General features: G+C 49.7%; 5 protein-coding genes. 1 reads left to right on the forward strand and 4 read right to left on the reverse strand.

What is annotated here, in order from left to right; genetic code table 11:
• Nucleotides 1–424: 424 nt before the first annotated feature.
• From Q0256_RS06090 to Q0256_RS06105, 4 genes are read right to left on the reverse strand one after another with little or no spacing between them, the layout of a single operon-like run.
• Nucleotides 425–1111: a response regulator gene (locus tag Q0256_RS06090; protein WP_297961159.1), complete on the reverse strand. Its 687-nt coding sequence runs from the start codon at nt 1109–1111 to the stop codon at nt 425–427.
• Between the two features lies 1 nt (nt 1112).
• Nucleotides 1113–2762, reverse strand: a complete 1650-nt coding sequence (locus Q0256_RS06095; protein WP_297961162.1) for a sensor histidine kinase — start codon at nt 2760–2762, stop codon at nt 1113–1115.
• Between the two features lie 39 nt (nt 2763–2801).
• Nucleotides 2802–3425 carry a protein-disulfide oxidoreductase DsbI gene (gene dsbI, locus Q0256_RS06100; RefSeq protein WP_297961166.1) on the reverse strand — a complete coding sequence of 208 codons (624 nt, stop codon included), beginning with the start codon at nt 3423–3425 and terminating at the stop codon, nt 2802–2804.
• Between the two features lie 9 nt (nt 3426–3434).
• Nucleotides 3435–4091 carry a thiol:disulfide interchange protein DsbA/DsbL gene (locus Q0256_RS06105; protein WP_297961169.1) on the reverse strand — a complete coding sequence of 219 codons (657 nt, stop codon included), beginning with the start codon at nt 4089–4091 and terminating at the stop codon, nt 3435–3437.
• Nucleotides 4092–4325: 234 nt separating this feature from the next.
• On the opposite strand from Q0256_RS06105, the gene Q0256_RS06110 reads away from it, so the two are divergent.
• Nucleotides 4326–6173 carry an aryl-sulfate sulfotransferase gene (locus Q0256_RS06110; protein WP_297961172.1) on the forward strand — a complete coding sequence of 616 codons (1848 nt, stop codon included), beginning with the start codon at nt 4326–4328 and terminating at the stop codon, nt 6171–6173.
• Nucleotides 6174–7308: the final 1135 nt, after the last annotated feature.

Here is a 7308-nt window from a genome sequence, read left to right on the forward strand (position 1 = left end):
GGCAAGTATCTCTTAAACACGGCTTCGTTCGACTCCGTCGATGAAATGGCCGCCGCGGTAAAGGAGCTGCTGGCGAAATAGGTCTTGTCGCATTAAATTTAGCCGCGCCAAAGCAAATTTTGTTTTATGCACCGCGTTAAATTTAGCGGCAGTGGAGGGGCTTCTAGTAAATTTTATCGTTAAGCCGCGCGGCACAATAACGACTAAATTTTATGTTTTAAAGGAGTGGATCTCGGCGAGTAAAATTTGAGCTAAAATTTATAAATTTGACTTCAAATTTGGGTGCAAAAAAAGCAAGGTGAAGTATCGCGAGACGGATTTAAGGGTTGCGACGTAAAAATTTAGCGTAGGCTGGACAAAGATAGTCCGCCGAGCTAAATTTTTACTAGCTCCGTTAAAGACGCTCGCGAGGCAAGCCGCAAAGTTAAATTTGATCGCCGCTTAGTAGTATATATCCACTCTCGCTAATATTTTTAAATCTCACCCCCAGCTCCCGCTTCAGCCTCAGCACGACGTTTTGTATCGCGCCCTTGCTCGTTTGCTCGCCCTCATAGACGAACTCCTCGATCATCTCGTAGCTCACGAGCTTGTTTAGATTATACGCAAATAGCCAAAAGAGCTTGTTTTGCAAAAATGATAGATAGATCTCCTCGCCGTTTTTGTAGATCTTTTCTTTGGCGAGATTTATGCTAGTTTGCGGGCCCAGGCGCACGAGCTTTTCGTCCTTTTCGTAGGTTAGAGCCACGAGCAGGCGGCAAAGCGCGGCGATATCGACGGGCTTTTTTAGAAACGACGCCGCGCCGTGCTCGATACTTTTGATGAGGTTGTCGTCGGTGTCGTAGGAGGTAAAGACGATAAATTTTTGCGCCGGTTTGATGCGCATCATCTCCTTCATCATCTCAAAGCCGTTCATCGCGGGCATGTGGATGTCGGTGATGACGACGGCGGGGGCTAGCTTTTTAAATCGCTCCAGCCCCTCCAGCCCGTCGCCCGCGCCCCAGACGCTTAGGCAGTAGGGCTTTAGCCCGCCTATTAGCAGCTCTCTTGCGATCTCGTCGTCCTCGACGATGAGGACGCTCAGGTCTTTAAGCAGCTTTAAATGCTCTTGCATCTCACTCCTTTAAATTTATCTCAAAGCTCAGCTCAAACGTCGTCGGATCGCCCGCGCTCAGCAGCCTAATGTCGCCTGAAAGCTTTTCGTTTGCCAGCTTTTTGCCAAAATACAGCCCGATGCCGCTTCCTTGCTTTTTGGTGGTTTTTGGCTGGGTTAAAATTTTATCCCGAAGCTCCTTGCTCACGCCGCTACCGTAGTCCGTGACGGCTATCTTGCACGTGCCGTTTTCAAATTTGACGTCCAAAAAAACCTGCCGCTTGGCGATCTCGTCTTTGTATCGCTCCACGACCGCGTCCTTGGCGTTGTGAATGAGGATGAGCAAAATTTGCTGCACGATGCCCATACGCTGCGTGACCTCTTCGTCTTTAAACTCGCGCAAGCTTACCGCGACGTTTGCCTTGCTAAGCTCGGTGTGCATGAGCTTTAGCAGGTCTTTGATGCAGCGCTGCACGCTAAATTTTTGCGGAGCGTCGCTGCTTTTATAAAAATTTCTAAAAATCTCGATCGTATCGCTTAAAAGCACGGTCGCGGCCTGCCCCTTTTGCAGCATATGCTCTAGCGTCGCGGCGTCTAGCTTGCCGTCTTTTTGCAGCATTAGTAGGCTTGAGATCATCAAATTTAGCGAATTAACCGGCTGTATAAACTGATGATTTATGCCGCTGATTAGCTCGCCCGCCTCGCTCATACGCGCTTTGTGCTTGAGCAGGGCTTCGTAGTCGTCTTGCAGGTTTTTGATTTTTGAGTACATAAAGTTATGTAAGAAATTTGCCACCAGCGCCAGTGCCGCGAACGCAAAAAGCAGAGTAAGGACGTTTTTTAGCGCGGAGTTAAGCAGCGCAGCAAGCTCTTTTTCATTATCCGTTCCTGCGCCGATGAACCAGTTTAGCGTCGGGATCTCGGCGACGGAGATAAAATTTGATCCGATATTTAGGCTCGTGATATCCTCGCCCCGCAGGAAAAGCTCTTTAAATTTATCCTCGATCTGCTTTTTTAGTGCGGCATCCTTCATCGGCGTTAAAATTTCGCCGCCGTGCGTGACGATGAAGGCGTAAGAATCTGGCGCGAGCTTAAATTTTTCCATATTTTTTAGTATGTTTTGCAGCTTCACCGCGCCGCAAAACACCCCCGCAAACGAGTCGCCGTCCATGACGGGCACGCATAAATTTAGCGTCGGCTCGCCTAAGGTTTTATGGCGCTGCATAAAATTTACCGTGGGCGCGAGCGTGCTTTTGGTCTCTTCAAACCACACAAGCCCCGTGCGCAGACTCTTTGGCATCGCTTCATCATCGCCTAGCTCCTTGCCGTCTACGAAAATTTCTCCGTCCTCTCGCAAAAACTGTAAAGCGTCGAATTCTGCGGAGTTTTCTTTAAAAAGACGTATGAAGCCGCCGAGCTTTTCGTCGTCTCGTATCGCGTCCGCGTTTTGCATAAATTTAGCCGCGCGCACCAGGGAGTGCAGCCGCTCGTCTAGCCAAAACGAGAAGCTCCCCACCATATTTTCGCTAGCAGCGATCTTATTTTTATCCGCGAGCGCTACGATCTGCGCCTTGGCGTCCTCGTAATTTTTCACGCCCAAAAGCACCACGAAAAGGCTTGCGAAAATGATGATGAAGTAAATTTTAAAATTATGCTCGCGTAAGGCTTTCATGCGGCGAGTATAGCAAAATCGGTCTAAATTTAGACCGATTTAAGCTTTCTTGATAGTTAAAATTTTGCAAATAAACATCGCGGCAAGCACGACGAAGCAGACGCCAAAGCCCACGAGTGTGCAGTCTGCCATCGACATAAATTTGCTTGATGGGATCAGATACCAGCCGTCCTCATAAAGATCCACGAGATACTTCTGAAAGCCGCTTAGCGTGACGCCGTCCGGAACCATCGGATTATCGTAGCCGCAGTCGCCCGTAGGCAAGAACCAATCGGGCGCCCACCGCTCAAGCGGCAGGCCGAACGGATAGTGCGGCTCGGTCGAGCAGCCCTGCACGCCAAATGGATCGTCTCCGTGCACGGCGTCGTGGATCTTGGCGAGCTTGACGCTATACATTATGCCCTGGATCGCGCCCCAAAAGGCTAGCAGGTAGCCGAGCGCGGCGAGGAGCAAATTTTTAGGATTTATGATCGCGACCAGGCCTCCTAGCGCCATGCACAAAAATGCAAAGCGGATATAGACGCACTGCTCGCAAGGCGGCATATAGACGTAGTTTTGAAACAGCGAGTGCGCGAGGATAACAAGCCCTACGCTAACCGCTACGAGGATCGCCCACGGCAGGCGGCTGTCTGCGAATTTCGCTATTTTTTCCGCAAATTTCATGCCTGCGCCCTATTTTTTGAGCAGCTCTTCAATTAGCTGCGCCATGCCGTCGATGGAGCTGATGAACTTCGTCATGATGAGGTATTTGCCGTTTACGACAAAGGCCGGCACGCCCTGGATCTTGGCTACGTCGTAGCTCTCGTCCCATTTTTTAAGCAGTTCGGCGACCTTTGGATCCTCTAGCTTTTTTTGATAGTCCGCTTCGCTGATACCCGCCGCATCAAGCCCCGTCTTTAAAAACGCAGCCTCGTCCTTGCCGTCGCTCCAGCGCTGTTTTTGATCGTGATAGGCCTTGTAGTAGGCAAATTTAGCCTTTTTAAACAGCGAATTTTCATCTAGCAGGCTCACGCCCTTTTCCTCGTCCATCACGGCTAAAACGGCAAAAATTTTACTCGCAGCCTCGCCGTATTCGCCTTTGGTTTTTAGATGAAACGGCACGTATTTTAGCCCCGCGACCTTTTCTACGACCTTTGGCGTGACGGTTTTGTCGTATTTGTAGCAAAACGGGCATGCGTAGCTAAAGACCTTAACTAGCGTGTTTTGCTCGACCGGTAGCGGTTTTTCGAGCTTTACGTAGTCCTCGCCCTCGGTAAACGCGGACGCGCTAAGGGCGCCAAACATCGCAACGGCTAAAAAGCCTTTGCTAAATTTAGAAAGTAGATTCATGGAATGCTCCTTAAAATGATTTCGTTTGCGTTAATTTTATATCCTCTCGCCGCCGCAAAACTCACGCTAAGATAAATTTTAGATTAAATTTATAAAATTTCGACTAAATTTTAGCGCGAAAGCCAAAATTTGAAATTATTTTTTATAATTAAGCAAGTTTTAATAAACGCGTGATTTCTACGTTAGCGAGGTTGATTAAAATTACGATATCAAACCAATTCAAAGGAGAATAAGATGAAGCGAACTCTTTCTTCATTTGCGCTAGCTGCGGCGTTACTCGGCGGTCTAAGCACGGCAGCGCTTGCTATCGGCGGACCTAGCGGCGCGCACATAGACTACGCCGTCCCGGGCAAGATCGGCGAAGTGGTCGTTAATCCATACGACATCGCGCCTCTAACGGCGGTCATCAAAAACGGCGGCTACACGCTAGCAAACGCGAAAGTCACTATCGTACCAAAGCCTGGCGGTCAGGTTATCAGCTATAAAGTCGCCGACAAGCACCTTCGCACGCACGGCGGAATCCCGGTTTTTGGGCTCTACCCAGACTATCAAAATACCGTCGAGGTAGAGTACGATAAAATTTATAAGGGCCAAACCGAGCACGTAAAAGAAAGCTATAAAATTTACGCGCCTGCGATCTATCTAGAGAGCTCTGGCATGCCGTCTCAAAAGGGCGCGCTATTTGATAAAATCGAGGTCGTGAAGGCTCCGAGCGCCAAATTTGCCAACCGCCTCTACTACGTAAATAACTTCGTAAATAAAACCGGCAAGGGCACCAAAGTCGTGTGGAACAACCCCGCAGGCGGCGCGATCGAGTGGAACTATAGCCCGAATAACTTCATCCTGGACACCAAAGGCGAAGTGCGCTGGTACCTGGAGCCGAGTAAAATTTACGACCTCAAGCAGCCGTTTAGCGCGGGCGTCATGATGGGCTTTAAACAAAACGACGACGGCGCGATGACGTGGGGCTACGGGCAGCGATACGCCAAATACGACATAATGGGACGAGAAATTTTCAACCGCGAGCTACCTGCGGGATACAACGACTTCTCGCACTCGCTAGACGTAGCGCAAAACGGGCATTATTTCCTGCGCGCGGCAAATGCCAACTATAAACGCGCCGACGGTAAAAACGTCCGCACCGTGCGCGACGTCATCGTCGAAGTCGATAGAGACGGCAACGTAGTAGATGATTTTAGGCTGTATGAAATCCTAGATCCATACCGCGACATCGTGCTAAAAACGCTCGATCAGGGCGCGGTGTGCCTAAATATCGACGCTAGCAAGGCGGGCCACACCGCGAGCGCGGACGAGCTAGCCGCGATGGATACGAACGAAAAATGGGGCGACATCGTGGGCTCGGGCCCTGGACGCAACTGGGCGCACGTAAATAGCGTGGATTATGATCCAAGCGACGATAGTATCATCATCTCCAGCCGCCACCAAGACGCCGTCATCAAGATCGGCCGCGACAAAAAGATCAAGTGGATAATGGGCGCGCACAAAGGCTGGAAGGACCAGTTTAAAGGCTACTTGCTCCAGCCTGTAGATAAAGACGGCAAAAAAATCGTCTGCGAGGACGAGTACTCAAAATGCCCGGGATATGAGAGCGAGAAGGGCGGATTTGACTGGCAGTGGACGCAGCATACGGCGTTTCGCATCGATAGCAAGTCCAAAAAAGGCGTCGTCTATCTCACCGTCTTTGACAACGGCGACACCCGCGGCATGGAGCAGCCTGCGATGGCGGGTATGAAATACTCCCGCGCGGTCGTCTATAAAATCGACGAAAAAGCTAAAACCGTCGAGCAAGTCTGGGAGTACGGCAAACAGCGCGGCAGCGAGTGGTACAGCTCTGTTACATCGCTCGCGCAGTATCAAGACGACCTTGATAGCGTGATGGTTTACTCGGCGGTTGCCGGCATGCAGTTTGACATCGCCAAGGGCCGTCCGGTCGGCGTGCCTAGCCCTCACATCAACGAGTTTGAATGGGGCGCAAAAGAGCCGTCAATCGAAATCAAAATGACCAACGCGATGGGCTATCAGGCGTTTCCGTTTAGCCTAGAAAAGGCGTTTGAGAAGTAAAATTTTAAAATTTAGCGGTCGTGTTTCGAGCGCGGCCGCTTTTGTTTTAGATTATGGTCAAATTCTACACATCTACTCGATAGAATTTCATCCGAATTTGCTAAATTTTATCCCTCGGTACGGCAAAATTTAACCGAAAACATAGCTCTTTATTCTAGATAAAATTTAATCATCGGATTTGCGATTTCGCGCTCTGCTTTTGCTATAATTTCGCTCTGCTAAAATTAATAAGCGTTATTTTGGTATAGACGAGGTAGCGCACGGTTTGGATGAAATTTGCATCCCGCTTGAGGGCGGGGGACGACGGGTATGAGGTTAATGCGCCCAAAGGATATTCGTGCGGCAAGGCGGCGCAGCAAAGGAGAAATAGTGGAAAAATCCAGAAAAAAGGAACTCAAAAAGCTCGCGGCGTAGCGGCAGCGAGATACATTTGAAAAGAGCCTACCGATGAGTAGGGCGGAGTTTGAGCGGCTATTTGAGTTCTTAGGCGAGGGCTTGGCGCATCGTGGCTGCGACGGCACGCATAGGCTCATACTGGATTTTGCGAGCTCGCCGCGTGCCGAATGAGGCGGCGGTTTTGGACTTTTGCGAGCAAAACGGCGGATATTGCGACCGCGAAGTTCTAAACAACGTGCAAGATTGCTTCGAATTTTAAGGGGCTATGTGCAGAAAGACATGGTTTTGCAAGCGTCGTTTCAAAGAGGCAGTGCGTAAAATTTAGTAAAATTTTATCGGCGCGAGGGCTCAAAAGTAGGGCTAAAACAGCGTTTGCGGTGCGAACTGCCGCCGTGCAATAAGCACAAAGCCCACCGCGCCAAACACGCGGGCCTTTTGTAGAATTAATGCTCTAGTTTTTAAATTTGACGCAAAAGGCGGGCAACTCGCCGTCAAAACGGCAATTAAAGCATGGTGTGATGGGGCTTTTATGGACTTAAGAGCGGTATTGCTCGCTTAATTTAACGATACAAGACGGCGCGGAGACCTGGTAGTTTACCCCCTTAAATTTGATTGCGGTAGCTATCAGGCGGACAGAGATATGCTATGGACGTTTTCATTGAGCAAGCTTGCCGCAGACGCTTTGCTGTGCGACAAGCAGGTTGATTGCAAGATTAGGAGAACTCGCACAAAGCGCTTT

This window comes from uncultured Campylobacter sp., assembly GCF_937949835.1.
In the GTDB taxonomy this organism is placed as follows: Bacteria; Campylobacterota; Campylobacteria; order Campylobacterales; family Campylobacteraceae; genus Campylobacter_B.